Source organism: Stenotrophomonas sp. SMYL20, from assembly GCF_036320045.1.
Taxonomy (GTDB): Bacteria; Pseudomonadota; Gammaproteobacteria; order Xanthomonadales; family Xanthomonadaceae; genus Stenotrophomonas; species Stenotrophomonas maltophilia_A.
This window is the reverse complement of sequence record NZ_JAWIRT010000001.1, coordinates 245777-270917: the sequence shown is the minus strand read 5'-3', so window position 1 is coordinate 270917 and position 25141 is coordinate 245777. Positions and strand designations below refer to the sequence as shown.

General features: G+C 66.2%; 21 protein-coding genes and 1 pseudogene. 5 read left to right on the top strand and 17 right to left on the bottom strand.

Features of this window, described 5'->3' with window-relative positions:
* Window positions 1-95: 95 nt before the first annotated feature.
* The 15 genes and pseudogenes from V3B48_RS01260 to V3B48_RS01190 all read right to left on the bottom strand — a co-directional run bounded on the left by V3B48_RS01260 (window position 96) and on the right by V3B48_RS01190 (window position 15208).
* Window positions 96-1622, bottom strand: coding sequence for a flagellin (locus tag V3B48_RS01260; protein WP_329893016.1), 1527 nt, complete (start codon window positions 1620-1622; stop codon window positions 96-98).
* 222 nt (window positions 1623-1844) lie between these two features.
* On the bottom strand, window positions 1845-2102 hold the full coding sequence (locus V3B48_RS01255; RefSeq protein WP_253900926.1) for a flagellin: 258 nt from the start codon (window positions 2100-2102) through the stop codon (window positions 1845-1847).
* A gap of 558 nt (window positions 2103-2660) precedes the next feature.
* A pseudogene (locus V3B48_RS01250) lies at window positions 2661-3395 on the bottom strand (flagellin); the annotation flags it as partial.
* An 86-nt stretch (window positions 3396-3481) separates the two neighbouring features.
* Window positions 3482-4690 carry a flagellar hook-associated protein FlgL gene (flgL, locus tag V3B48_RS01245; protein ID WP_049398114.1) on the bottom strand — a complete coding sequence of 403 codons (1209 nt, stop codon included), beginning with the start codon at window positions 4688-4690 and terminating at the stop codon, window positions 3482-3484.
* Window positions 4687-6567 (bottom strand): flagellar hook-associated protein FlgK, encoded by a 1881-nt coding sequence (gene flgK, locus V3B48_RS01240; protein ID WP_329893015.1) that lies wholly within the window; start codon window positions 6565-6567, stop codon window positions 4687-4689. Before flgK ends, flgL begins: the two co-directional genes overlap by 4 nt.
* 8 nt (window positions 6568-6575) lie before the next feature.
* Complete coding sequence (gene flgJ, locus V3B48_RS01235) at window positions 6576-7775, bottom strand: flagellar assembly peptidoglycan hydrolase FlgJ (RefSeq protein WP_317216538.1); 1200 nt, start codon at window positions 7773-7775, stop codon at window positions 6576-6578.
* Between the two features lies 1 nt (window position 7776).
* Window positions 7777-8913, bottom strand: coding sequence for a flagellar basal body P-ring protein FlgI (locus V3B48_RS01230; protein WP_049421917.1), 1137 nt, complete (start codon window positions 8911-8913; stop codon window positions 7777-7779).
* 2 nt (window positions 8914-8915) lie between these two features.
* Window positions 8916-9608, bottom strand: coding sequence for a flagellar basal body L-ring protein FlgH (gene flgH, locus V3B48_RS01225; RefSeq protein WP_010485899.1), 693 nt, complete (start codon window positions 9606-9608; stop codon window positions 8916-8918).
* A gap of 22 nt (window positions 9609-9630) precedes the next feature.
* Window positions 9631-10416, bottom strand: a complete 786-nt coding sequence (gene flgG, locus V3B48_RS01220; protein WP_005409571.1) for a flagellar basal-body rod protein FlgG — start codon at window positions 10414-10416, stop codon at window positions 9631-9633.
* Window positions 10417-10518: 102 nt separating this feature from the next.
* Window positions 10519-11268, bottom strand: a complete 750-nt coding sequence (locus tag V3B48_RS01215) for a flagellar basal body rod protein FlgF (RefSeq protein ID WP_032127377.1) — start codon at window positions 11266-11268, stop codon at window positions 10519-10521.
* Between the two features lie 32 nt (window positions 11269-11300).
* Complete coding sequence (gene flgE / locus V3B48_RS01210) at window positions 11301-12524, bottom strand: flagellar hook protein FlgE (protein ID WP_107431886.1); 1224 nt, start codon at window positions 12522-12524, stop codon at window positions 11301-11303.
* 32 nt (window positions 12525-12556) lie between these two features.
* Window positions 12557-13240, bottom strand: a complete 684-nt coding sequence (locus tag V3B48_RS01205) for a flagellar hook capping FlgD N-terminal domain-containing protein (RefSeq protein ID WP_071229188.1) — start codon at window positions 13238-13240, stop codon at window positions 12557-12559.
* Between the two features lie 23 nt (window positions 13241-13263).
* Window positions 13264-13671, bottom strand: coding sequence for a flagellar basal body rod protein FlgC (gene flgC / locus V3B48_RS01200; RefSeq protein ID WP_010485892.1), 408 nt, complete (start codon window positions 13669-13671; stop codon window positions 13264-13266).
* 3 nt (window positions 13672-13674) lie between these two features.
* Entirely contained in the window at window positions 13675-14070 is a 396-nt protein-coding gene (flgB, locus tag V3B48_RS01195; protein ID WP_005409576.1) for a flagellar basal body rod protein FlgB, read from the bottom strand.
* 193 nt (window positions 14071-14263) lie between these two features.
* Window positions 14264-15208 (bottom strand): chemotaxis protein, encoded by a 945-nt coding sequence (locus V3B48_RS01190; protein WP_049421926.1) that lies wholly within the window; start codon window positions 15206-15208, stop codon window positions 14264-14266.
* Window positions 15209-15399: 191 nt separating this feature from the next.
* Here V3B48_RS01190 and flgA point away from each other — a divergent pair, with 191 nt between their 5' ends.
* The 4 genes from flgA to V3B48_RS01170 all read left to right on the top strand — a co-directional run bounded on the left by flgA (window position 15400) and on the right by V3B48_RS01170 (window position 18084).
* A complete protein-coding gene (gene flgA, locus V3B48_RS01185; protein WP_329893014.1) occupies window positions 15400-16056 on the top strand; it encodes a flagellar basal body P-ring formation chaperone FlgA in 657 nt (218 codons plus the stop codon).
* A 75-nt stretch (window positions 16057-16131) separates the two neighbouring features.
* Window positions 16132-16437 carry a flagellar biosynthesis anti-sigma factor FlgM gene (gene flgM, locus V3B48_RS01180; RefSeq protein WP_019337421.1) on the top strand — a complete coding sequence of 102 codons (306 nt, stop codon included), beginning with the start codon at window positions 16132-16134 and terminating at the stop codon, window positions 16435-16437.
* Complete coding sequence (locus tag V3B48_RS01175; RefSeq protein WP_049399388.1) at window positions 16434-16772, top strand: flagella protein; 339 nt, start codon at window positions 16434-16436, stop codon at window positions 16770-16772. Before flgM ends, V3B48_RS01175 begins: the two co-directional genes overlap by 4 nt.
* Before the next feature lie 91 nt (window positions 16773-16863).
* Window positions 16864-18084 (top strand): ATP-binding protein, encoded by a 1221-nt coding sequence (locus V3B48_RS01170; protein WP_019337422.1) that lies wholly within the window; start codon window positions 16864-16866, stop codon window positions 18082-18084.
* A 199-nt stretch (window positions 18085-18283) separates the two neighbouring features.
* On the opposite strand, the gene V3B48_RS01165 is transcribed toward V3B48_RS01170, so the two are convergent.
* Both V3B48_RS01165 and V3B48_RS01160 read right to left on the bottom strand, forming a co-directional pair.
* On the bottom strand, window positions 18284-20056 hold the full coding sequence (locus V3B48_RS01165; RefSeq protein ID WP_032127372.1) for an EAL domain-containing protein: 1773 nt from the start codon (window positions 20054-20056) through the stop codon (window positions 18284-18286).
* A 4-nt stretch (window positions 20057-20060) separates the two neighbouring features.
* Window positions 20061-22163 carry a PAS domain-containing sensor histidine kinase gene (locus tag V3B48_RS01160; protein WP_329893013.1) on the bottom strand — a complete coding sequence of 701 codons (2103 nt, stop codon included), beginning with the start codon at window positions 22161-22163 and terminating at the stop codon, window positions 20061-20063.
* Window positions 22164-22294: 131 nt separating this feature from the next.
* Here V3B48_RS01160 and V3B48_RS01155 point away from each other — a divergent pair, with 131 nt between their 5' ends.
* Window positions 22295-25054, top strand: coding sequence for a GGDEF domain-containing phosphodiesterase (locus tag V3B48_RS01155; RefSeq protein WP_293791612.1), 2760 nt, complete (start codon window positions 22295-22297; stop codon window positions 25052-25054).
* Window positions 25055-25141: the final 87 nt, after the last annotated feature.

Genomic DNA, 25141 nt, shown 5'->3' with positions numbered 1-25141 from the left:
CTCCAGCCTTCTGCAAGGCCCATGCCAATCCGCCACCGGGCACGAAGAAGGGGGCTTGCGCCCCCTTCCCGTTGTTGCCTTGTACTACCGCTGGATCAGCGCAGCAGGCTCAGCACGTTCTGGCTGGACTGGTTGGCCTGGGCCAGCATGGCGGTACCGGCCTGCTGCAGGATCTGGTTGCGGGTCAGCTCGGCGGTTTCCGAAGCGTAGTCCACGTCGCGGATGCGGCTGCGGGCAGCCGACATGTTCTCCGACGAGGTGTTCAGGTTCGCAACCACCGAGGTGAAGCGGTTCTGGATCGCACCCAGGTCGGCGCGGGCGGAGTTGATCGAGTTCAGGGCTGCGTCCATCGCCAGGATGGCGTTGTCGGCACCACCCTTCGACGAGATGTCCAGATCGGCAAAGCCGGTCTTGGCGCCGCCAGCGGCATAGCTGGTCGACGCACCTGCGGTGAGGCCAGTTTCCTGGGTCAGCGAAGCAGCAGTGGTGGTGCCTGCGACGGCGACAGTGAAGTTGCCTTCCTTGTCAGTCAGCTGCAGCTTGCCTTCAACCAGTGCGGCGCTGACGCCGGTTTCGTGGGTCTTGGCGTTGACGGCATTGACCATCTGGGTGGCGCGGTCGCCGGCGTTGCCGACAGCAGTCAGATCGATCTGCGCCGTGCCCTTGCTACCGGCCAGGCTGAAGCTGGCCGAGCCGTAGGAAGCGGCTACTGCAGGAGTGCCACCGCTGTGAGTGGTCACGAACGTAGCGCCGAAACCATTGGTGGCGGCACCGGCCTGAGCCACAGTGATGTCAGTGCCGTCGGCTTTGCTGAACGCCAGAGTGCCGGCAGCGGCCGTACCGGTGCGGGTGATGCCTGCGTCGGCCAGCTTCTTGCTGACATCGGCGCTGTTCAGTGCAGTGTCGATATCGGCGCCTGCAACCGTTGCAGCGGCAGTGGAATTTTCATAGATCGAAATGCCATTGACGCTCAAGCTGTAGGCCGTGCCACCGACGGTGACAGCACCAAAGGCACCCGAAACCGCAGTGTCAGTCTTGATGGCCTTTGCAGCACCACCGTTCGGAACGGCGCCGGTCACCGAGCCATCGGTCGAAGCGCTGGTCCAGCTTCCGAGCTTGCTGATGTTGGCGTTGGTAACCTGGGAGATGTTGATCGTCTGACCCTGGTTGGCGCCGATCTGGAACGCCTGATTGGTGAAGGTACCATCCAGCAGGTTGGTGCCGTTGAAGTTGGTCTGTTCGGCGACGCGCTGGATTTCCTGCTTCAGCAGCTGCACTTCGGCGTTCAGGGCCTGGCGGTCCGAAGCCGAGTTGGTGGCGCTGCGCGACTGCACAGCCAGCTCGCGGACGCGCTGCAGGTTGTTGCCGATCTCACCCAGTGCGCCTTCGGCGGTCTGGGCCAGCGAGATGCCGTCGTTGGCGTTGCGGGCGGCCTGGTTGACGCCGCGGATCTGGGTGGTGAAGCGCTCGGAGATCGCCAGGCCGGCGGCATCGTCCTTGGCGCTGTTGATGCGCATGCCCGAGGACAGGCGCTGAATGGTGGTGGCCAGGTTGGCGCCGCTGGTGCCCAGGTTGCGCTGGGCGTTCAGCGACATGGTGTTGGTGTTGATGACTTGTGCCATGGTGCGGTTTCCTTGTAGGCAGTGTGTCCGGCAGAGCAGCCTGACCGGTTTCGGGGGGCAGTGGCTGGCTTCCCCCCAAGGGGTGTGCTACCGCTGCTGAAATCAATAACGGCACTACCCCTCCGGCCTTTAGCGGAGTTTCGATCCTTTTTTCTCTGGTCAAACGAAAAGGCCCCGCCATCTGCATGGCGGGGCCCGGCTCCAGCTCGAGTGGTGCAGGTATTACGACTGCAGCAGGCGCAGTACGTTCTGCGGCACCTGGTTGGCCTGGGCCAGCATGGCCGTGCCGGCCTGCTGCAGGATCTGCCCGCGGGTCAGTTCGGCGGTTTCCTGTGCGTAGTCAACGTCGCGGATGCGGCTGCGTGCGGCGGACAGGTTCTCCGAATTGGTGTTCAGATTGGCGATGGTCGAGGTGAAGCGGTTCTGGATCGCGCCGAGGTCGGCGCGGGCCGAATTGACCGACTGCAGCGCCGCATCCATGGCGAGGATGGCGTTGTCGGCGTTGGCCTGGTTGGAGATATCCAGTTCTGCAAAGCCCGTCTGGGCCGTACCTGCGGTGAATGCCGTGCCATTGGTGGCGCTGCTGCCTGCCGTCAGGCCAGTGGCATTGGCCAGCGCGGTGGCGCTCAGCGAGCCACCAATGGTGAAGTTGCCTTCCTTGTTTTCCAGCTGCACCTTCCCGTCGATCAGCGATGCGGTGACGCCGGTTTCGTGGGTCTTGGCGTTGATGGCGTTCACCAGCAACGTATTGCGTTCCGAGGCGTTCTTTGCCGCACCCACGTTGATGTCGACCACGCCACTGCCATCGGCCTTGGTCAGCGTCAGCTGACCGGCAGTGATGGCGGGGAAATCAGCAGCAATTGCCGGCGTGCCGTTCTGATGGTTGGCGACAAAGGCGCCAGTGGCGAAGCCCTCAGCGGCACCGGCGCCGGTGACGGTGATCGGCAGGTCATTGCCGTCGGCGCGCGAGAATGCCAAGGTGCCGGCAGCCACGCTGCCACTCATGGTGATGCCGGCGGCGGCCAGCGCATCGGACTTGCTTGCCAGTGCCGCGGTGATGTCAGCGGCATTGACCGCCCCGCCAGCAGCGGCGGTGTGGATCGAAATACCGCCGACAGAGAAGGCAAAGCCACCAGCAGGAACCGTTGCAATGGCATTGAAGTTGCCGGACGGACCCGAGGTGGTCGGAATCGCAGCCTCGGCGCCACCGGTCGCAGTCTTGCCGGCCACGCTTGCCGGGGTCGAGGCACTGGTCCAGTCGCCGAGCTTGTGCACATTCGCATTGGTGATCTGCGAGATGTTGATGGTCTGGCCCTGGTCGGCGCCGATCTGGAAGGCCTGGTTGGTGAAGCTGCCGTCCAGCAGGCTGGTGCCGTTGAAGTTGGTCTGCTCGGCAACGCGCTGGATTTCCTGCTTCAGCAGCTGCACTTCGGCGTTCAGCGCCTGGCGGTCCGAGGCGGAGTTGGTTGCGCTGCGGGCCTGAACGGCCAGTTCGCGGATGCGCTGCAGATTGTTGCCGACTTCGCCCAGTGCGCCTTCAGCGGTCTGTGCCAGCGAGATGCCGTCGTTGGCGTTGCGCGCGGCCTGGTTGATGCCACGGATCTGGGTGGTGAACCGCTCGGAGATCGCCAGACCGGCGGCGTCGTCCTTGGCACTGTTGATACGCATGCCCGAGGACAGGCGCTGGATCGAGGTGGCCAGCGAGCTGCTGCTGGTGGACAGGTTGCGCTGAGCGTTCAGCGACATGGTGTTGGTGTTGATGATCTGTGCCATGGTGCTTCTCCGTGGTTGCTCGGTTGTTTCGGTGTGGAAGGCGCGGGACGCGCCGTGCTGGAAGACGGATGGAACGGGGAAAGGGACTAGCGGATCTTGTTGAACAGGGACATCGCCTGCATCTGGCTGAAGATCGTCTGGGCGGCTTGAAGGGCGGCGGTCTCCAGCTTGTATTGGCCGATGGCATCGGCGTAATCGAGGTCGCGCATCGTCGAGAGCGTGCTCTTGACGGTGACGGCAGTGGCTTCGCGGGCGCTGGCCGCGGTATCGATGGCGGCCAGCTGGGCGCCGCCCTTGGCGCGGGCGTCGATCATCGTTTCCGAGGCCCTGTTGAGGTCGCGGATGCTGGACTGCAGCGTGTTCTGCAGCGCCGTGCGCTGGCTTTCGGTGGACGGGTCGGTTTCCAGTGCGGCGACCAGTTTGTCCAGGGTGGAGAAGATGTCGCGGCTACCCGCGTCGCTGACGTTGAACTGATCACCGGCGGCTGGCTTGCCCTCGATGCGCATGCGCACGCCGCCAACGACAATGTCCTCGCCGGGTTTGTGGGTTCCGCTGCCGACCACCGTGCCGGTGCCATCAACCACCTCATAGGCACCTTCGGCAGTGCCGGTGAAGCGGACATTGAGCGTGCCGCCGGCCCAGCTGCCGCTGCCGTCACGGCTGACTGAGGTCAACAGGCCACTGCCGGTGTTGCCGGCGGCCGCGCTGGCATCCACACGGCCATCGCCGGTGGGGATGCGCATGAAGATCTCGCTGCCGGGCAGGGCGTCGGAGACCAGTTGGCCCGGTGCCACCTCCACCTGCCGCTGGTTCTGGTCACCGCTGTAGGTCACGGTGCCGCCGCTTCGCTGGAACGGGGCGTCAGCGTCGTTGCTGCCACCGAACAGGTAGCGTCCGCTGCCATCCCTGGAATTGGCCAGCGACAGCAGGCTTTCCTGGATGGTCTTCAGCTCGCTGACGATGGCCTTGAGGTCACTGGCCTTGGGCACCGGACTGTTGGCCTGGATACTCAACTCCACGGCGCGCGACATGAGCTCATTGACCTGAGCCAAGGCGTTTTCCTGCAGGCCCAGGCGGTTCTGCACGCTGTTGGCGTTCTTGCCGAGCTGCTCGAGCCCGGCCACGACACGGTCCAGGCCAACGGCCGTACCTGCAGCGACCGGGTCGTCCTTGGCGGAGGTGATCTTGCTGCCAGTCGCGATCTGCTGCTCGAGGTGGCTGATTTTCGACTGCTTGGCGAGCATCAGCGACACGGACTGGTTGAACATCATCCCGGTGGAAATTCGGCTGCTCATCGACGGACGGCTCCCAGGATGGTCTGGAACATGTTGTCGGCGGTGGAGATCAGCTGTGAGGCGGCCTGATAGGCCTGCTGCAACCGCAGCATGTCGGCTGCTTCCTCATCCAGGTTGACGCCGGAGATCTCGTCGCGGGCTGCCTGCGCCTTGTCCGTGATGACCTGCTGCGCGTCCAGCGAGTACTCGGCCGAACGTGCCGCCGCGCCGACCTGCGTGGTCAACCCCCCCAGCGCACCGTTGAGGGTGACGGTGCCGCCGTTGAAGGCCTTGGCGTCCTCGACCTTGGCCAGCTTTGCCGCGTTGCTGTTGTCCGACGAGCCTGCCGGAGTAGGGCTGATATTGAAGGTGTCGCCGACCTTCGGTGCACCGTCCAGCACGAAGCTCCAGCCATTGGCGCTGATGGTCTGGCCCGGTGTGTAGGTCTGCGGCGGCCCACCGTTGATGGTGTAGGTGGTCGCCGACGTGAACACGATTGCGGCAGGATCGCGCAGGTTCGGATTGGATACATCGTTGACGGTGACGCCGGTCAGCTTCCCGGTGCCGGTGTTGGCCAGTGCAGCCGTACCCTTGACCGCTGCCGCTGCGGCGATGCGGGAGGGATCGGTGATGGCGGTTTCCAGGCTTCCGGCGACGCCCGCGGTCGGCTGCAGGAGGAAACGGTCGTTGGTGGCCGGGGTGCCGCCGACCACCAGCTTGACGCCATTGATCACCAGCGGATCGGCGGTCGTGCCGGTACCGGTCAACGCAACGGTGGCGCCAGTGTCGGCGCGGGTGGCCTGCCACTGGGTGCCGTCGAACTTGAGGACGATGTTCTGTGCCTCCAGCTTGGACAGGTCACCATAGGTCGCAGTGAGGCTGCCGGTACCGGTATTGCTCGCGTTGGGCGTGACGCGTGGGTTGCCGATGGTGAAGAAGTCGCCGCCCATCTTGCCGTACATGTCCACGCCCTGGTGGTGCGCCTGGTTGAAGCTCTCGGCCAGGCCGACGGCGAGCTTGCCCAGTTCGGCCTGGGCCGGTGTCAGCACGGTATCGCGGAACTCGAGCATGCCGCCGATCTTTCCGCCCACTGCCTTGGGATCGAGCGTGATCGTGTTGCCCTGGGTTTCCAGCGCCGGTTGCAGGCGTTCGGGCTGGTATGGATCGGTCACCGTAGTGACCTTGGACGCGGTCGTGCCCACCACCAGCGCATTGCCGCCTGCGGTATAGACGTTCATCACGCCGCCATCCTGGACGACGGCAGTACCACCGGTGTAACCGATCAGCTGCGAGATCAGCTGGTCGCGACGGTCGAGCAGGTCCGGCGCCGCGTTGGCCACGTTGCTGCCAATGGCGCCGTTGATCTGCGCAATCTCCTGCGCCAGGCGATTGACTTCCGTGGCGCCGGCAATGAGCCCGTTGTTGACCTCGCTGCTCAGGTTGTTCATCTGCGTGTTGAGCTGCACGAAGCGGCTCGCCAGGGCCTTGCCGCCATCGAGCAGGCTCTGCCGGTCGGCCGTGCCGGCCGCGTTGGACGAAAGGCCACTGACGGCGTCGAAGAAGTTGGACCAGGAGCCGGCGACATTCGTGGCCGGGTCCGAGAACAGGGCATTCACCCGGTCGGCCATGCCCGAAAGCTGCTTCAGGCGTGCCAGCTCGCCGCTACTGTCGAGCAGGCGCGAGATGGCCAGCTGGTCGGCAGCACGGCGGATATCGGTGATGCGGGTGCCGCTGCCAACGTCCCCAAAGCCGTAGTTCTGCGGATCAGACGTGGCGAAGTCGACCTTCTGCCGGCTGTAGCCAGGGGTGTTGATGTTGGCGACGTTGTGGCTGGTGGTCGCCAACGCGCGCTGGAAGGCGAGCAGGGCACCGGTACCGGTGGAAAGTACGCTGGACATGGGGTTCCTCAACGACGAGTGATACCCAGCGCCGCGGTTGCGGTGCTGGCGAAGGTCTGGCCAAGGCGTGAGCCGGCATCGGCCACGGCACTGACGGCGCGCTCGATGGTCGGGCCGCCGGCGATCGCGGCGATCTTGGCCGCGTAACGCGGATCGGTGGCATAGCCGGCGCGTTGCAGGCCGCGGGCGAAGCCCTGCACGTCGGTGCCGGCCTGCAGGGCCTGCTGGTAACGCGGGCTGGTCTTCAGCAGGCGCACATAGTCGGCGAAGCTCTCGGCCGGCGAACTGTAGGCGCGGAAGCTGGCGGTCTCGTTGCGGCGCACGCCATCGACATATTCGTGGGTGCCGGCCACGGCGCGCTGGCCGTTCCAGCCATTGGCCTTGATGCCGAACAGGTTGTGCGAAGTGCTGCCGTCGGCATGCTTGATGTGGCGCTTGCCCCAGCCGGTTTCCAGCGCCGCCTGGGCGACCAGGGCGCGGGCATCCACGCCCAGTTCCTTGGCTGCACTCTGCGCGTGCTGCCAGATGCTGGCAACGAAGCCTTCCGGGGTGTGCTCGCCCAGCTGGGCGACGGCGGTGCGGGTAGCCATCGCATCGGCCGGACTGATCGCGGTGCCGCGGTTGCTGGCGGTGGCCGACCACTGGTCGCTGTTGGCGGCCCAGTCCTCGCCCTGCAGGCTGCCGATGTACGGATCGTCGGTGCCCAACGAGCGGTGCATGCTGCTGCTCTCGCGGCCGGCGATCAGGTCCAGGGCCTGTTCCATCGGTGCGACCGCCGCCTGCGCACCGTGCTGTGCACCGGCGGCCATCTGCTGCAGCAGGCGCACGGCCTGGCTGCCGTCTTCCAGCGGCAGCGACGGTGCCGGCTTGGCCGGTGCATTGAGCTGGTAGGCACGACTGGCCTTGGCCGGATCCACGCGGGTATCCAGCGCCGGGCCGTCGGCGGCCTGGCCGGACAGCTGCCGGCTGATCATGCCCGACAGGCCCAGGCCCTTGCCGCGGGTCATCGCCTCGGCAATCTTCTGGTCGTACATCTCGCGGAACATCTTGTTTTCGCCGGGGAACAGCGAGTCGCCGAAGCTGGCGTCACGCATGCTCTTGACCAGCATCTGCGCGAACTGGCCTTCCAGCTGGCGCGCGACCTTGTCGATCTTGGCCGGATCGTTCTGTTGCGCCGGGTGCAGATCGAATGCGGGAGTGATACGCATATCAGATCACCTCGAGCTCGGCACTCAGTGCGCCGGCCTGCTTCAGGGCTTCCAGGATCGCGATGAGATCGCCTGGTGCTGCGCCCACGGCGTTCACCGCGTGCACGATCTCATCCAGGGTGGTGCCGCCGCTGAACTTGAACATGCGGCTGCCGTCGTTGGTGGCGGTGATGGTCGACTGCGGGCTGGCCACGGTGCGGCCGCCGGACAGCGCATTGGGCTGGCTGACGTTGGTGTTTTCCTGGATGGTCACGGTCAGCGAACCATGCGAGATCGCCGCCGGTCCCACGCGCACCTGTTGGCCGATGACCACGGTGCCGGTACGCGAATTGACCACCACCTTGGCCGGGGCGCTACCGGGGGTCAGTTCCAGGTTCTCGATTCGCGCAAGCAGGCCGATGCGTGCGCCCGGATCGGTCGGCGCGGTAACCGCTACGGTCACGCCGTCGACCGCACGCGCGGCACCTTCGCCGAAGGCGTTGTTGAGCGCGGCAACCATGCGCGAGACCGTGGTGAAGTCGTTGTTGTGCAGGTTCAGGGTGATGTCGCCGCCGTTGGCCAACGGATCGGGCAGGGCACGTTCAACGGTGGCACCGTTGGGAATGCGGCCGACGCTTGGCACGTTCACCGAGACACGGGAACCATCCTTGCCCTGCGCACCAAAGCCGCCGACGATCAGATTGCCCTGGGCGATGGCATAGATCTGGCCGTCAGCACCGCGCAGCGGCGCCATCAGCAGCGAACCGCCGCGCAGCGAGACCGCGTTGCCGATCGAGGACACGGTGATGTCGATCGGCTGGCCCGGCTTGGCGAACGGCGGCAGTTCGGCGTGGATCGCCACGGCGGCCACGTTCTTCAGCTGCGGGTTGACGTTCGGCGGCACGTTGACGCCCAGTTCGCCGAGCAGGTTCTTCAGGCTCTGCACGGTGAAGGGTGCCTGGCTGGTGCGGTCGCCGCTGCCATCCAGGCCGACCACCAGGCCATAACCCACCAGCGCATTGCCGCGCACGCCGCCGACCTGGGCCAGGTCCTTGATGCGCTCGGCGCTGGCAGGGGCAGCCACGACCAGCAGCATCAGCGCGACGAACGACGCCATGCGTCGCTGCCAGGAAGAAGAGGAGAAGAGTTTCATGGCCATACTCAGAACGGCGTCAGGCCGGAGTTGAAGAAGCGGCTCAGCCAGCCCATCGCGTTGGACTGCGCGACGGGACCGCGGCCGCCGTAGACGATGCGGGCCTCGGCCACGCGGCTGGACGGAATGGTGTTGTCCTGGCTGATGTCGCCCGGGCGCACGATGCCCTGCACCTGCACCAGTTCATCGCCCTGGTTGAGCCGCAGGTTCTTCTGCCCCTGCACCACCAGGTTGCCGTTGGGCAGGCGTTGGACTACGGTGACGGTGACGCTGCCCTGCAGGCGGTTGCTCTGCGCGCTGTTGCCCTTGCCGGTGAAGTCACGCGCGCCCTTTGCCGTGGCACTCAGGATGTCCTTGCCGCCAAGGGTGACCGGAGCGCCGAGAATGGACGGTGTACCCAGGCTCAGGTTCGATTCCTTGTTGGTGGCCGTGTTGGCACTGGTCTGCGCGGTGGTGTTTTCCAGCAGGGTGATGGTCAACAGGTCGCCAACATCGCGCGCGCGTCGGTCCGAATACAGCTGCAGGGTCGGGCCGGCAGCGTAGATTGCACCGGCGGTCGGCTGTGCCTGCGGCGGCATGATCGGCTGGATCGGTGCCATCGTCGGGTAGGGGCGCACGTCGCCCGCGATCACGCAGCCACCGAGCAGGGCGGCCACGGCGCAGGCGAGGGCAGTGCGGGCGAAGTTGGAAATGGGCGACATGGCGGTTTCCCGGTTTGGCCGGTCAGAGCTTGTTGTTGAGATAACCGAGCATCGAGTCGGTGGTGGAGATCGCCTTGGCGTTCATCTCGTAGGCGCGCTGGGTTTCGATCATCGACACCAGCTCTTCCACCACGTTGACGTTGCTGCCTTCCAGCGCGCCCTGCACCACAGTGCCGAGGCCGTTGAGGCCGGGGTTGCCGTTCTGTGCCGGGCCGGACGCAGTGGTCTCCAGGAACAGGTTCTCGCCACGTGCCTGCAGGCCAGCGGGATTGACGAAGTCGGTCAGGGTCAGTGCGCCGACTTCCACCGAGGCGGCGCCGTCGGCCATCTTCACGCTGATGGTGCCATCGGTGCCGATGGTCACCGACTGCGCGCCTTCGGGAATCTGGATGCCCGGCTGCACCGGGTAGCCGCTGTTGGTGACCAGCTCGCTGTCCTGGTTGATCTTGAACGAGCCATCACGGGTGTAGGCCGAGCTGCCATCAGGCATCTGAACTTCGAAGAAGCCGCGGCCATTGACCATCACGTCCAGGGCGCGGCCGGTCTGCTGCTGGCCACCCTGTTCAAAGTTCTTGGCGGTGGCGACCACGCGCACGCCGGTACCCAGCTGCAGGCCGGTGGGCAGCTGCGTCTGCGCCGACGAGGAGCCGCCGGGCTGGCGCACCTGCTGGTACAGCAGGTCTTCAAAACTGGCACGGTCCTGCTTGAAGCCGGTGGTGTTGGTGTTGGCGAGGTTGTTGGAAACCACCGACATGCGCATCTGCTGCGCATCCAGTCCGGTTTTCGCGATCCACAATGCCTGGTTCATCTTCGATGTCCTGTCTGCTGAAGCCGGCCGCGTGGTGCGGCCCTTGGTATCGGGTGTGCAAGCGGTGTGCCAGCGCCGGCATCAACCGGCGCCGGAATTCCGTCAGCTGCCCAGGCGCAGCATGCTGTTGGCGCTGCGCGCGTTTTCGTCGCCGTGCTTGATCACCTGCACCTGCATTTCGTACTGGCGCTGCAGCTGGATCATCTGCACCAGCGCGCCAGCGGCATCCACGTTGCTGCCTTCCAGCTGGCCGCTGTGCACGGCCGTGCCCTGTGCCGGTGCGAACGGCTGTAGCGGGTCGGTGTTGCGGAACAGGCCATCCAGGCCACGCTCCAGGCGTTCATCCGGTGCCTGCACCACTTTGATGCGACCGATCTGCGCCATGGTCTGCGGACCTTCGCCCTGCGGGATGATCGAGAGCGTGCCGTCGGCGCCGATCTCCATCGCCTGGTAGGGCGGAATGGCGATCGGGTTGTTGTTGTCATCCAGTACCGGGCGGCCGCTGGAGGTCACCAGCTGGCCGTTCGGCGTCACCGACAACGCCGCGCCGCGCGTGTACGCCTCGCTGCCGTCACTGGACTGCACGGCCAGCCAGGTGCCGGTCTGCAGGGACAGGTCCAGCGGTTTGCCGGTGATGTGCTGCGAACCGGGCGTGCGGTTGAATCCGGCGTCGACATGCAGCGCATCCACCCGCGAGGCAAAGCCCGGGCCACGGATCGGGAAGGCTTCGGTGTTGGCCAGCGCTTCCTTGAAGCCGGGAGTGTCGGAGTTGGCGAGGTTGTGGCTGAGCGTACCCTGCGCCTGCAGGGAGGCGCGGGCACCGGTCATCGCCACGTAAAGGGCTTTATCCATGCGGGGAGTTCCGTGACGGGGTCAGCAGGTCATCAACGGATGTTGATGACGGTCTGGGTGATCTGGTCCTGCGTGGTGATCATCTGCGCGTTGGCCTGGAAGTTGCGCTGCGCGGTGATCATGTTGACCAGCTGCTCGGTGAGGTCGACGGTGGATGCTTCCAGCGAGCCGGCCTGGATCTTGCCGAGGTTGGAGGTGTCCGGCATGCCGGTGCGCGGCGTGCCCGACTCGAACGTCTCCACCCACAGGTTGTTGCCCTTCTGCTCCAGACCCTGCGTGTTGTTGAACGTGGTCAGTGCGACCTGGCCGAGGGGCTTGTCGTCGCCGTTGGAGTAGCGGGCATAGACCACGCCGGTTTCCGACACGGTGATCTCGTTGAGCTTGCCGGCGGCGTAGCCGTCCTGCTGGGTGTTGCGCAGCGCGAACTTCTCGCCGTACTGGGTCGAGCCGCTGATATCCAGCGTCATGTTCAGCTGGCCCGCGCCGGTGGTCGGGGTGAAAGTACCGAGGCTGACCTTGCCGTTGGCAGGATTGGTCAGCTTGCCGCTGTTGTCGAACGTCACCGGGGTCGGTGCGCCGGCCGGCTGGCCATCCACGTAGTTGCGCACGGTCCACTCGTTGGGGTTGGCGCCCTTCACGAAGTACGAGACCTGGATGTGGCTCACGCCCAGCGAGTCGTACACGGTGATGCCGCCGCTGGAGTGGTTGTAGCTGTTCGAGTCGGTCGGATCGAAATTGGTGACCGTCGGTTGCTTGGCGTTGGCGGGCAGGGTGAAACCGACCTTCACTTCGCTGGTCTGCTTCGGCGCGCTGTCGGTAGTCAGCAGCTGCAGGTCCACCAGGCGGCCGGCATCGAAGTTGGTGCCATCGGCGTTCGGCGCGAACACCTGCAGGCGCGCGCCCTGCGGGTTGATCACATAGCCGGCGGAATCGGTCTGGAAGTTGCCGGCACGCGAGTACACGCGCGAGCCGTTCATGTTCATGGTGAAGAAGCCCTCACCGGAGATCGCCATGTCCAGGCTGCGGCCGGTCTGCTCGTTGTGGCCCTGGATGAATTGTTGGGCCACGTTGGAAACACGCACGCCCGAGCCGGTCTGGTTCTTCGACAGGCCGTAGCTGGTGGAGGCGAACAGGTCAGCGAACTCGGCGCGTGATTGCTTGAAGCCGGCGGTATTGACGTTGGCGACGTTGTTGGCGGTGACGCTCAGGTCGGTATTGGCGGCATTGATGCCGGACAGGGAGACGTTGAAGCCCATGGGATGCTCCTGGTAGATGCGGAATGTGCGGCTCAGCTGACGCGGAGCACGTAGTCGATCGGGGCCGTGCCCAGGCCCTTGAGATTCAGGTACAGGCCGTCGGAGCCGACGGTCACGCTTTCCACCGGGGCCTGCACGAAGGTGGACAGCTTGGTGCTCTTGCCGGCGGTGTCGACGTGGTTGGCGACGATGGAGTACTTGCCCGGTTCCATGCGCTTGCCGTTGGCGTCCTTGCCGTCCCACTGAAACGCGGTTTCGCCAGCGGCCTTGGCTTCTACGCTCAGCGAGGTGATCTTGGTGCCGTTGGCATCGGTGATGTCGACGGTCACGATGCCGGCCGAGGGCGCAGCCACCGTGCCTTCGACGCTGCCTTCCTTTTCCAGTACCAGCTTTTCCGACGGCACCAGTACCTGGTGGCCAACCAGAGCGGCACCGCGCAGCACCTGGTCGCTGGCCATCGATTCCTGGAAACCCTTCACCGTCTTGTTCAGATCGGTGATGCCCTGCACGGTGGACATCTGCGCCATCTGCGCAACCATCTGCGTGTTGTCCATCGGCTTCAACGGATCCTGGTGCTGCAGCTGCTCGGTCATCAGGCGCAGGAAATCGGCCTGGTCCAGCGTGTTCTTCTTCTTGGTGGCGTTGCTGTTCGGGGCGTTCAGGCCGAGCGCGGCGTAGACGTCCTGGTTGGTCTGGTTGTTGACGGCGGTGGTCATGGTGGTATCCGGTGCTGCGGGCCTCAGCGGCCCATGGTCAAGGTGGCCAGGGCCAGTTCCTTGGCGGTGGTCAGCATCTCCACGCCAGCCTGGTAATTGCGCGAAGTCGAGATCAGGTTGACCATCTGCGCCACCGGATCGACATCGGGCTGGTAGATGTAGCCATCGCCGTCGGCCAGCGGGTGGCCCGGTTCATAGCGCTTGATCGGCGCGGCTTCGCTCTGGGTGATCTCCTTGACCTTCACCGACGTGATGTTCGGATCGTTCTTGCTGGTCACTGCCTGGAAGATCGGTTCCAGCGGCTTGTACACGGCATCGGCGGAACCGGCGACGGTGTCGGCGTTGGAGAGGTTGGAGGCGATGGTGCTCATGCGCACCGACTGCGCCTGCAGCGCGGAGCCGGCGATATCGAAGATCGGCAGGTTGCTCATGGCTTATTGCCCCGTGATGGCGGTCAGCATGGAACGCACCTTGCTCTCGACGAAGCTGAGCGAGGCGCGGTATTCGAGTGCGGCGCGGCCATAGGCGGCACGCTCGGCATCGGGATCGACGGTGTTGCCGTCCAGGCTGGGTTGCACGCCTTCGCGCGCGATCTGGAATGGGTTCAGGCCACTACTGATCTCGTAGTGCTGCTCGTGGGTGGTGGCCATCAGGCCATTGGCATCCTGCCCCTGGGCGTGGCGCAGGGCGGCATCGAAGTCCAGATCCTGGGCCTTGTAGCCGGGAGTGTCGGCATTGCCGAGGTTGCTGGCGATCAGCTTCATCCGCTGTTCGCGCAACGGCATGGCCTGGGCGTGGACGCCCAGGTAGTCGGTAATCAGGTTGCGCACGGTGCACTCCCACAGGAACGTTGCCCGGGAAGCTGCAAGGGGTGTGCCAAATTCGAGAGGGTAGTGGGGGGGGGGGGGGGGGGGGGGGGGGGGGGGGCGGGGGGGGGGCCGTGGGTTGCGCGGGGGGGGGGGGGGCGGCGGGGGGGGGGGGGGGGGCCCCCCCCCCCCCCCCCCCACTACCGGATCAGAGGCCTCAGGCCGCCATCGCGACCTTGCGCAGGCGGTCCAGCACGAAGTCGGCCAGTTCGTGCGGCGAATACTTGGCGACGAAGGCGTTGGCACCGACGCGCTCGACCATCGCATTGTTGAATACGCCCGACAGCGAGGTATGCAGCAGTACGTACAGGCCGGACAGGCCCGGATGGCGCCGGATTTCCGTCGTCAGCGTATAGCCGTCCATGGCCGGCATTTCGATGTCCGAGATGACCATGGCGTAGCGCTCGGCGGGGTTCTCGCCCGAGGCCTGGATCTGCAGCAGGTGGTCCAGTGCCTGCTTGCCGTCGGAAAGCAGGGTGGCACCCACCCCAAGCTGGTCCAACACGCTGCGGATCTGTTGGCGGGCTACACGAGAGTCGTCCACCACGAGCACCTGCAGTTGCGGGCCGTCGGCGGGCATTGCCATCGCCGGGTCGAGTACTGCTTCACCGCGTACCTGGGCGATATCGGCCAGCACGCTTTCAACGTCGATCACCTGGATCAACTCGCCCTGGAAGCGGGTCACCGCCGTCAGATAGCTCGATTCGGCGCCCAGTTCCGGTGGCGGGTGGATGTCTTCCACCGCGATGTTGACGATGCGCTCCACGCCGCTGACCAGGAAGCCCTGGATCGAGCGGTTGAACTCGGTGACGACCAGGTAGCCGGGCGAGGTGTCCGCATCGGGCTCACGCTCGGGGTGGCCGATGGCCAGGCCCAGGTCCAGCACCGGCACCGAGCGGCCACGGACGTCGGCCACGCCGGCGAACTGGCTGGGCAGTCCGGGCACCTGGAACAGCTCCGGGCGGCGCAGGACTTCCTGAACCTTGAAGACATTGACGCCAAAAAGCTGACGTCCGCCGAGGCGGAACAGCAGCAGCGCCAGGCGATTGTGGCCGGCCAGTCGGGTCCGCTGGTCGATCCGGTTGAGCAGGTCATGGGACATGGCTGCTGTATCGGCGGGGTGGGCCCCGAACTTGAGCGCTTTTGTAGAGTCGCGCCATGCTCGACCCTGCCTCTGTAGAGTCGAGCTTGCTCGACTGGTCACGAAGCAGTCGAGCAAGCTCGAATCTACACAAGCCCCTCTGGCACACCCCTTGCACGCACCTGGGCCAGATCCCTTCGACAGGAGGCGCCATGCGCCGGGTCACATCTCTGTTCGCCATCGCGCTGGCGCTGGCCTCGCCGTGGGCGGTTGCCGCCGACTGGCAGCCGGTGGCCAGTATCCGCACCGCCGCGTTGTCGACGCTGCCGGCAGGCAGCGAGGGCGAGGCCCAGGTGGCCGATGCGCTGCGCTTGCCCAGGTGTGGTGCCGCGCTACAGGTGCAGCCCACCGCCAACACCACGGTTGAAGTCAGCTGCCCCGATGCCGGCGGCTGGCGCCTGTTCGTACCTGTAAAGGTGCGGCGCAACCAGACCGTGCTGGTGCTCAACCGCGGAATCGGTACTGGAGAAACCCTCACCGCCGCCGATATCACCACTGCCCAGCGTGATGCCGCCCGGATTGCCGGTGCGGTGCTGGCCGATCCGAATGCAGCGATCGGCCGCATCGCCCGCCGTCCGTTGCAGGCCGGAGCCCTGCTGTCGAACAACGATCTGGTGGTGCAGCGTCTCATCAAGCGAGGAGACAATGTGGCCCTGGTTTCGCGTCGCGGATCGGTCGAGGTCCGTATTGCAGGCCGTGCGATGGGCGATGCCGGTGAAAACGAACGGGTCTCGGTGGAGAACCTGTCCTCGCGGCGGATCGTGCAGGGCACGGTCGATGCCGCCGGTGACGTAATCGTGGCGCGTTGATTTACCGCAAAATATCCCTAAAGATCACGGCCCTGCGGCCGTTATCCCTTGTGAACGGCAACTCCAGGACACCCCATGAGCCAGAAAATCGACGGCAACCTGCAGGTCCCCCAGGCACTGCGCAGCGTGACGACCCCGGCCAACAAGCCCGGCGTCAGCACCGATGCGGCGGCGCGCCCGGTCGAAGCGGCCGACAGCCTGCGCCTGACCGGCGAGGCCACCAATCTGCAGGCCATCGAGCGTGAGCTGACCACCGCCCCGGCAATCGACGCCCAGCGTGTGGCCGCAGTGCGCGAGTCGCTGCAGAACGGCACCTACAAGATCAATCCGGACGCGATCGCATCGCGCATGCTTGAGCTGGATCAGCAGCTGCACGGATGACCGCGCCGATGAGCGAACAACTGCAGCGGCTGGCCCAAGCGCTTGACGTTGAACGTCAGGCGCTGGTCGATCATGACGTACACGCGCTGATCCGGGCGACCGGTGCCAAGCTGGAGGCGCTGCGTGCACTGGAAGGCACGCCGCCGCTTGGTGAGGGGGATCACCTCCAGGAACTGGCCGAACGCAACCGAGCCAATGGCGTGCTGCTGTCGCGCCGGCGCCGCGAGGTCGATTGGGCGCTGCGCCAGCTCGGGCGTACCGAGGCCTCCTCCTCCTATGATGCCAAGGGCCAGTCGCATACGGTCACTGCGCGGCGCCCACTCGCCATCGCCTGACGCGACGGCGGTCGCACATCCCACCCCCGCGGGCTGAAGCCCGCCGCACGACCGCGTATATTGGGCGCCTGTTCGAATGCCCCGAGTCGCCGTGTCCGCTGCCAATGCCCTGGTTACCGCCCCCCTTCCGCCGCAGCCGGTGCTGCAGGCGCTGCTTGAGCGCCTGCGCGAAGGGCTGCTGCTGTTCACCGAAGACGGGCAGGTGGCCCTGGCCAACCCGGCTGCGCAGAACCTGCTGGCCAGTGGTGAGGGCGGCGGTCTGCCACCGCCGCAGCGCCTGCGTGAACTGCTGCCGCCCGATGCGCTGGAACAGGCGCGCCAGCATGGTCACTGGAACGGCAGCCTGCCGCTGGGCGAGGGCGTGGTCATCGCCCATCTGTATCACCACGGCCCGGTGGGCCAGGGCCACTTCCTGGCATTGTTCCGCCACATCGAAGGCCAGGAAGACTACGAACGCGAACTGCAGCAGCGCCATGCAGAGCTGCGGCAGGCCTACCTGCGCCTCAACGGTACCCAGGAGAAACTGCTGCAGTCGGAGAAGATGGCCTCGATCGGCCAGCTCGCCGCAGGCGTCGCGCACGAGATCAACAACCCGATCGGCTACGTGCACTCCAACCTGGGCAGCCTGCAGGAGTACCTGCGTAGCCTGTTCACCGTGATCGAAGCCTACGAGCGCGCATTGCGGGCGCCGGACCCGAAGGCGCTGATCCCGGAGATCGACGATATCCGTGACCGCCTGGACATCGATTTCATCAGCCGCGACCTGCCGCAGCTGATGGCCGAGTCGCGCGAAGGCATCGAGCGGGTGACGCGCATCGTGCGTGATCTGAAGGACTTCTCGTATTCCGGCCGCGACGAGTCGTGGAAGCTGGTCGACCTGCACGCGGGCCTGGAATCGACCATCAACATCATCTGGAACGAGCTGAAGTACAAGGTCACCCTGGTGCGGGAGTTCGGCCAGTTGCCGCTGGTGGAGTGCCTGCCATCGGAGTTGAACCAGGTCTACATGAACCTGCTGCTCAACGCCGGTCACGCCATCGCCGAGCGCGGCACGATCACCGTGCGCACCGGCGTCGATGGCGATCACGTGTGGGTCGAGTTTGAAGACACCGGCGGTGGCATCTCGCCGGAACTGCGCCAGCGCATCTTCGATCCGTTCTTCACCACCAAGCCGGTGGGCAGCGGTACCGGCCTGGGCCTGTCGATCTCCTACAGCATCATCAACAAGCACCACGGCCGCATCGACCTGGACAGTACCCCAGGCGTGGGTTCGCGTTTCCGCGTGGTGCTGCCGGTGAAGCAGCCGCGCTGACCGCTTCAGGTAGTGCCGGCCGCTGGCCGGCAACCTCATTGAACCGGGCATCGAGAGCAGCCGGCCAGCGGCCGGCTCTACCAGGGCTTGTCCCCGACCTGGATTCGCGCTTCGGGTAGTGCCGGCCGCTGGCCGGCAACCTCATTGAACCGGGCATCGAGAGCAGCCGGTCAGCGGCCGGCGCTACCAGAGGGGATCGTTACCGCAATGGGCGATCCTCGCCGCCATCTCCGCTTTCCACCGGCGCCGGACCGGCGTTGCTGCGGCGCTGCTCCTCGTAGGTGCGGAACGCCTGATGGATGTGCTTGCGCAGCTCGTCGTCGTTCCACGGCTTGGTCAGGAAGCGGTAGATCGCGCCGCGGTTGATCGCGTCGGTCACGGTGTTCAGATCGGTGTAACCGGACAGCACCAGGCGGATCGTGTCCGGGTACAGCATCTTCACCCGGCCCAGGAACTCGGTGCCGCTCATGTCGCTCATGCGCTGGTCGGACAGGATCACCTGCACGTCATTGATTGCCAGCAGGTCGAATGCATCGCGCACGTTGCCGGCGGCCAGGATGCGGTAGCCGTCGCGACGGAACAGGCGCACCAGCGAGCGCAGTACGTTTTCTTCGTCGTCCAGCAGCAGCAGCGTGCGGTCGGGACGGGTCTCGGCAAAGGCTTCCGGACGCAGGTAGCGGCGGCGCAGGGTCATGCCGGCGGCATCGGCCGACATCGGTTCGCCGAACAGGTAGCCCTGGAACACATCGCAGTCATTGCGGCGCAGGAAGCCCAGCTGGGCCTGCGATTCCACGCCGTTGGCGATCACGGTCATGCCCAGCTGGTGGCCCATGGCGATGATCGCGCGGGCAATGGCCGCCTCACGGTTGCCGGCCGGCGCGCTCTTGATGAAGCTGCGGTCGATCTTGAGCTTGTCCACCGGGTAGCGGACCAGTGCACTCAGGCTGGAATCACCGGTGCCGAAATTGTCCAGGCTCAGGCTGATGCCTTCGTTGCGCAGATTGGCCAGCGTCTCGTGCACGAAGTTGACGTTGTTGGTCAGCGCGCTTTCGTTGATCTCCAGCGTCAGCATCTGTGCCGGCACGCCCGCGGCCTGGATCAGGCCCATGACTTCAGCGAAGAAGTTGGGCCGCAGCAGCTGCAGGGTGGAGACATTCACCGCAATGGTGAAGTCGTCGAAGCCCTGGTCGCGCCACAGGCGGGCCTGCTTCAGTGCGCCTTCCAGCACCCAGGTGCCGATCTGCACGATGATGCCCAGCCGTTCTGCCGTGCGCATGAAGCGCTCCGGCACCAGCATGCCAAGCGTCGGCGACTGCCAGCGCAGCAGCGCTTCCATGCCGACCACGTGGCCATCGCGGGCGCTGACCAGCGGCTGGTAACGCAGTTTCAGTTCGCCGTTGGGAATGGCGTCCACGATCTGGCGGGCGATGATGCTTTCGCTGTGCGCGCTCGGTGGCGTGTCCACGGCGTGGATGCGCACCGCGTTGCCGCCTTCGCGGGCCGCCTGGTACAGCGCATCCTCGGCATGATCGAGCAGGCGCGAGGTGCTGCTGGCATGGTCCGGACACAGGCTGACGCCCAGCTTGCCGGTCATGAACAAGGTGTACGGCAGCACCGACAGCGGCAGCTCCATCTGCTGCCGGATCTCCTCTGCGAAGTCCTCCGGCAATGGCACGTCGGCGGTGCGTGGCACTGCGATCAGGAACTCATCGCTGCCGTGGCGCCACAGCTTGCCGCGACCACGCAGGTAGGACTGCAACCGCTGCGCCACCAGCACCAGGGCCTGGTCACCCACCTCGGCGCTCATGTTTTCGTTGACCGAGGCGAAGTGGTCGATGTCCACGTGCATCAACATCAGTGCGGTGCCGCCCGAGGCCGCCTCGGCGACCATCGCCTGCAGCTCGGGGTTGCCGGCGCCAAGGCGATCAGGCGCATCATCGATGCTGACCGGGGGCTGGTTGGGATTCCACATAGGCTCAGTAGTCCGGTGACTCAACGGCGGCCATGCTGGCCGCCTGGTAGGGGAGGTGTACGTCGATCAGGGTGCCTTCGCCGTGTGCGGATTCGATCCGCACATGGCCACCGACGCTCTGCGCACGCTCACGCATCACGATCAGGCCCAGCCCGCGCGGACCGTCCGGGTCGAAACCCTCGCCATCATCACGGATCTGCAGGTGCAGGCCGCGCTGGCCGACATCGCGCAGCTGCAGCAGGACCTGGCTGGCGCGGGCATGGCGCAGGGCATTGGTCAGGCTCTCCTGCGCGATGCGGAAGCAGGCCTGTTCGATGCTGTTGTCGGGACGATGCGGCAGCCGCTCGATCTCGGCCAGCAGTTCCACCGGCGAGGAACGGAACAGCACCCGTGCCTGCCAGCTCAGTGCGGCCTCCAGGCCCAGGGCATCCAGCTGCGGCGGGCGCAGCAGCGTGGAGATGTCGCGCAGCTTGGCCACGGTGGTGTCGGCCAGGCTGACGATCTGCGCCAGATCCTCGGCGCGGCGCTGTGGATCATGCTCGTCCTGCGCAGCATGGGCGGACAGCTTGATTGCGGTGATCGCCTGGCCGATGTCGTCGTGCAGGTCGCGCGAGATCGCGCGGCGCTCATCCTCCTGCAGCGAGAACAGGCGGCCGGCCATCGCCTGCAGTTCACGGTTGCTGGTTTCCAGTGCACTGCGGGTGCGCTCGGAATCGCTCAGGTCGCGCACGATCAGCAGCTTGCAGTCGCGTCCGCCATAACGCACTTCGCCCACCGCCAGGCCGGCATGGAAGCTGCGGCCATCCGCGCGCTGCATCGCCACCACGCTGCTGTGACCGGGCCCCAGGTGTGGTTGGCCTGCACGCAATTGGCTGCGCACGCGGGCCAGATCGGCGCTGTCCACCAGTGCTGACAGGGGTTCGCCCAGCAGGGTGTGGCTGCCATAGCCGAACAGGCTGGCGGCCCAGGCGTTGGCGTACAGCACGTGTTCGTCGGAGAGGATGACCACGCCGTCGGGCAGTACCCGTACCAGCTCGCGGAACTGTTCCTCGCGCTCGCGCAGCAGGCGTCGCGACTGCTCGCGCTCGGTCACGTCCTGCAGGGTGCCCAGCACGCGGTTGCGGCCGGCCTCGTCGATGCCGCTGGCCGCACGCAGATGCACCATCAAGGCGCGCCCATCCATCGACAGCAACGGCAACAGCACGTCCACCTGGACCGGCTCGCCGGAGCAGAGCTCGGCCAGCAGCTGTTCGGTCTGGGTGGCGGTGGCCGGGTCGGCCGGCACCAGCAGTTCGTCGAAGCGATGCCAGCGCCGCGCCTCGGGCGGGCGGCGACCGAGCAGGCGATAGACCTGGTTCGAATAGCGGCCAAGTCCCGTGGAGGGGTCCAGCTCCCAGGCGCCGATGCGTGCCAGCTCGTGGGCTTCCTCCACCCGCGCCAGCGCCTGGTCGCGTCGCAGCTGAGCCAGGTCTTCGGCGGTGCGGTCGATGGCAATCAGCAGGCGGGCGTTGTGGCCGTCATAGCTGATGGCGTTGGAGCGCAGCTCCATCTGCCGCAGCGAGCCGTCACGCAGCTGCAGCTGGGTACGCAGGATGCACAGTTCCTCCGGTGCCTCGCGGATCGCTTCCAGCTTGGTCTGCAGCGCCAGGTCCTGGCCTGGCGGCCACAGCAAATCGATGGTCTGCTCCAGCAGTTCGTCACGGTCCCAGCCAAAGGCCGTACAGGCCGCCGGATTGGCATCGAGGATTGCCAGTGTGTCCAGGTCGTAGACCAGGATCGGGCCGGGGTTGCCTTCGAACATCTGCCGCAGGCGCAGCTCGGAGGCCTGCTGGCGTGCATGGGTGTGCAGCACATGCTCGGCCAGCGGGCGCAGCAGTAGATACAGCAGGCCCGCGCTGGCAAGGGCGAAGAACGAGCCCTTCAGGCCCTGCCACAAGGCCGCCTGCTGCGGGTCGGGCACCAGTGCCTGCACTGCACTGTCGGTGGAGATCATCCAGGCCAGCGCCATCGCCAGGTAGCTCAGCACCACCCGGCGCCGGTCGCGGCTCAGCGCCTGCGCCATCCGCGGGTCGGGAACTGGGGCGTTGCCGGTCGGTTCTGCGGGCATGGACAGGGCGGAAGAAAGGGGCGCCGGCCATCTTACCGCGCAGGTGCGCCCAGACCACTCAATTATCCGCCGCAGGCGCCGTTAACCACTGCGTGCCCCGCTGACGGGCGTGTCATCCGGAGCAAGATCGCGTGGACCAAGGGATCATCGCCAGCCTGCTGCAGCACCCGCTTGCGTCGGCGCTGGTCATCGTCGACCGCACGGGCCGCCCGCTGGCGGCCAATCCGGCTGCGCGCGAGCATGGCCTGCCGGCGACCGTGGCTGCGTATGCGCCGATGCTGGAAGATCTGCGCCTGATGGCCGCCGATGGCGGCATCGTGGCCTGCACGCTGCCGGGTGGCCCGCACGGCCACTACGACGGCCACCTGCGCGCGGTGCATGATGGCGCCGGCAACCTGCTGGCCTTCACGCTGAGCATTCCCGAGCCGGTGCCGCTCGGCGGCGGTGGGCGCTGGGAGCTGGCGCTGGACAGTGCTGGCCACAGCCTCTGGGACTGGGACATTCCCAGCGACCGTGTGGTGCGCACCCCGGCACTGGGCGATGAAACCGCTACCGAGATTCTGGCCCGCGTGCACAGCGAGGACATCGCACAGGTGCGGGCTGCACTGGATGAGCATCTGCGTGGCTTGAGCGAGCAGTACAGCGCACAGTTCCGTTTCCGCCAGGCCGATGGCCAGTGGCGTTGGGTACTGGACCGCGGGCGCGTGGTCGCGCGCACCGCCGATGGCCAGCCGCTGCGCATGGTCGGCACGCATACCGATATCGAACAACAGAAGCAGCTGGAAGGGCTGCTTCAGGAACAGCAGCTGCACCTGAGCGAGGCCCAGCGCATCGCCAGCATGGGCAGCTGGTCGTTCGACCCCAACAGCGGTCATTTCTGGTGGTCGCCGGAGCTGCGTTCGCTGCTGGCGTTGGAGCAGGGGGCCGTACCCGGCCAGCGGCGCTGGCTGAAGCAGCTGCATCCGCGCTCGCGTGGTGCGCTACGCGCAGCATGGCGACGCTTGTGGCGCGACGGCCGGGCCGCCAACATCGAACTGGAACTGACCCGCGGCAACGAACCGTCGCAGCATCTGCGGCTATGGATGCAGCCGCTGCTGGACATGGATGGCCAGCCCAAGCGCCTGCTCGGCCAGGTGCAGAACATCACCGAGCAGCACCAGACCGATGCACTGATCCGCTGGCGCACAGAACTGCTCAACCGTGTTTCCGCGCTGGGCCGCATCGGCGGCTGCGAGATCGAAGTGCAGACCCGGCACATGCAGTGGACCGAGGAGTGCTACCGCATCCACGGCCTGCGCAAGGAGCCGATCACCCTCGACCAGGCACTGGCGCTGTACACCGAGGATTCGCGCAATGCCTTCGACGCCGCGTTGGTCCGGATTGCCGGCGGCGGGCTGCCCGAACAGCTGGACCTGTGCTTCTACCGCCAGTCCGGCCTACGCGTGTGGGTGCAGGTACTGATCGAGCTGGATCGCCGTGACGGCCTGCCACCTCGGTTCGTGGTCCTGTTCCGTGACATCACCCGCGAGCGCGAGGCCAACGAGCGCATCGAGCTGCTGGCGCACTACGATCTGCTCACCGGCTTGCCCAATCGCGTGCTGCTCGGCGAGCAGACGGCAGAAGCCATCGAGGAAGCGCGCGACCGCGGCACCTCGCTGGCGATGCTGTTCATTGATCTGGACGGCTTCAAGACCATCAACGACAGCTTCGGTCATGCCACCGGTGATGCGCTGCTGAAGGCTGCCGCCACCCGCCTGCACCAGAACCTTCGCAACAACGACCTGTTCGGCCGCTTCAGTGGCGACGAGTTCATCGTGGTGCTGCGCGACCTGGCCGAGCCGGAAGATGCGGGTCATGTCGCCCGCAAGCTGATTGCCTCGCTGGCCGAGCCACTGCGCCGTGGTGAGACCACGTTGAAGGTCGGTGCCAGCGTCGGCATCGCGATGCTGGGCGATGCGCAGACCGATTTCGATTCACTGCTGCGTGCCGCCGACGCCGCGATGTACGCGGCCAAGGAAGCGGGGCGCAACACCTACCAGTACTACAGCCAGGACGCATTGGCCCGCATCCAGCGCAAGCTCGAGTTGGAGCATGCCCTGCACGGGGCGATCGAACGCGAAGAGTTCAGCCTGGCCTACCAGCCGCTGCTGCATGCGCACCAGGGCGAGCCGCCAGCGATCGAAGCCTTGTTGCGCTGGCATCGGCCCGGCATCGGCTACTGCAGCCCGGCCGAGTTCATTCCGATTGCAGAGAAGTGCGGCGAGATCGTGCGCATCGGCGACTGGGTACTGAATGAAGCCTGCCGCCAGGCGATCGCTTGGGACCGGGCTGGCCTGTGTTTCGACCGCATCGCGGTCAATGTATCGGCGGTGCAGCTGCGCGACCGCGGTTTTGCCGAACGTGTGATCGAGATCTGCCATGCCCATGGCTGGCCGCCGCAGCGGCTGGAGCTGGAACTGACCGAGTCGGCGCTGATCCGTGACACCGACATCCTGCGCCACTGCTTCGACGTGCTGGAACGGCACGGCGTGCCGCTGGCGGTGGACGACTTCGGTACCGGCTTCTCCAACCTCAATTACCTTAACCGATTCCCGGTGGGCCGCCTGAAGATCGACCGCAGTTTCGTGCAGGGCATGCTGCATGATTCGGGCACGGCCGAAGTGACCCAGGCCATCGTGCACCTAGGCCACGCACTGGGCATGAAAGTGGTGGCCGAGGGCGTGGAAACGCACCAGGAAGAAGACATGCTGCGTCGCCAGGGCTGCGACGAGATCCAGGGCTACCTGTACTCGCGCCCGCTCAGCCCGCGCGACCTGGCGCAGTGGCTGCGCCAGCAGCACGCCGCGCCCGGGCGCACCGACGCTGCCAGCGAGGTCGTGCTGGCGCGCTGAGGCTGGCGCCGGGCCATGCCCGTCGGGATCGCCGCACGCCGACGCACCGCTCTGGTAGGTGTCGACCTTGGTCGACACAGATCTATC

Bases quoted from the DNA above. Each gene is read 5' to 3' on its own strand.
- V3B48_RS01260 (WP_329893016.1), bottom strand. From the start codon at position 1,622: ATGGCACAAGTCATCAACACCAACACCATGTCGCTGAACGCCCAGCGC.
- V3B48_RS01255 (WP_253900926.1), bottom strand. From the start codon at position 2,102: ATGGATGCGGCGCTGCAGTCGGTCAATTCGGCCCGCGCCGACCTCGGC.
- flgL (WP_049398114.1), bottom strand. From the start codon at position 4,690: ATGAGCAGCCGAATTTCCACCGGGATGATGTTCAACCAGTCCGTGTCG.
- flgK (WP_329893015.1), bottom strand. From the start codon at position 6,567: ATGTCCAGCGTACTTTCCACCGGTACCGGTGCCCTGCTCGCCTTCCAG.
- flgJ (WP_317216538.1), bottom strand. From the start codon at position 7,775: ATGCGTATCACTCCCGCATTCGATCTGCACCCGGCGCAACAGAACGAT.
- V3B48_RS01230 (WP_049421917.1), bottom strand. From the start codon at position 8,913: ATGGCCATGAAACTCTTCTCCTCTTCTTCCTGGCAGCGACGCATGGCG.
- flgH (WP_010485899.1), bottom strand. From the start codon at position 9,608: ATGTCGCCCATTTCCAACTTCGCCCGCACTGCCCTCGCCTGCGCCGTG.
- flgG (WP_005409571.1), bottom strand. From the start codon at position 10,416: ATGAACCAGGCATTGTGGATCGCGAAAACCGGACTGGATGCGCAGCAG.
- V3B48_RS01215 (WP_032127377.1), bottom strand. From the start codon at position 11,268: ATGGATAAAGCCCTTTACGTGGCGATGACCGGTGCCCGCGCCTCCCTG.
- flgE (WP_107431886.1), bottom strand. From the start codon at position 12,524: ATGGGCTTCAACGTCTCCCTGTCCGGCATCAATGCCGCCAATACCGAC.
- V3B48_RS01205 (WP_071229188.1), bottom strand. From the start codon at position 13,240: ATGACCACCGCCGTCAACAACCAGACCAACCAGGACGTCTACGCCGCG.
- flgC (WP_010485892.1), bottom strand. From the start codon at position 13,671: ATGAGCAACCTGCCGATCTTCGATATCGCCGGCTCCGCGCTGCAGGCG.
- V3B48_RS01190 (WP_049421926.1), bottom strand. From the start codon at position 15,208: ATGTCCCATGACCTGCTCAACCGGATCGACCAGCGGACCCGACTGGCC.
- flgA (WP_329893014.1), top strand. From the start codon at position 15,400: ATGCGCCGGGTCACATCTCTGTTCGCCATCGCGCTGGCGCTGGCCTCG.
- flgM (WP_019337421.1), top strand. From the start codon at position 16,132: ATGAGCCAGAAAATCGACGGCAACCTGCAGGTCCCCCAGGCACTGCGC.
- V3B48_RS01175 (WP_049399388.1), top strand. From the start codon at position 16,434: ATGACCGCGCCGATGAGCGAACAACTGCAGCGGCTGGCCCAAGCGCTT.
- V3B48_RS01165 (WP_032127372.1), bottom strand. From the start codon at position 20,056: ATGTGGAATCCCAACCAGCCCCCGGTCAGCATCGATGATGCGCCTGAT.
- V3B48_RS01160 (WP_329893013.1), bottom strand. From the start codon at position 22,163: ATGCCCGCAGAACCGACCGGCAACGCCCCAGTTCCCGACCCGCGGATG.